This is a genomic window from Bacillus sp. IT-79MI2 (assembly GCF_949768135.1).
In the GTDB taxonomy this organism is placed as follows: domain Bacteria; phylum Bacillota; class Bacilli; order Bacillales; family Bacillaceae_G; genus Bacillus_A; species Bacillus_A pseudomycoides.
Genome location: NZ_CATKPV010000035.1, coordinates 1 through 269, shown reverse-complemented (window position 1 = coordinate 269; position 269 = coordinate 1). Strand labels below are relative to the sequence as shown.

Below are 269 nucleotides of genomic sequence, written 5' to 3'. Positions count from 1 at the left end.
ATGTCGGAGGGGTAGCGAAGTGGCTAAACGCGGCGGACTGTAAATCCGCTCCTTCGGGTTCGGCAGTTCGAATCTGCCCCCCTCCACCATTTCTTAATTAATGGGCTATAGCCAAGCGGTAAGGCAACGGACTTTGACTCCGTCATGCGCTGGTTCGAATCCAGCTAGCCCAGCCATTAAGAGCCATTAGCTCAGTTGGTAGAGCATCTGACTTTTAATCAGAGGGTCGAAGGTTCGAGTCCTTCATGGCTCACCATTTTTTTAAAAAA

The 269-nt window shown here is 50.2% G+C and carries 3 tRNA genes; all 3 read left to right on the top strand.

The window, feature by feature from the left end:
* Nucleotides 1-5: 5 nt before the first annotated feature.
* The 3 genes from ACM6HU_RS02780 (at nucleotide 6) to ACM6HU_RS02770 (ending at nucleotide 256) form a co-directional block, all read left to right on the top strand.
* Nucleotides 6-89, top strand: a tRNA-Tyr gene (locus tag ACM6HU_RS02780).
* A 12-nt stretch (nucleotides 90-101) separates the two neighbouring features.
* Nucleotides 102-176 (top strand) — tRNA-Gln (locus tag ACM6HU_RS02775).
* Nucleotides 177-180: 4 nt separating this feature from the next.
* Nucleotides 181-256 (top strand) — tRNA-Lys (locus ACM6HU_RS02770).
* The last annotated feature ends 13 nt before the right edge of the window (nucleotides 257-269 follow it).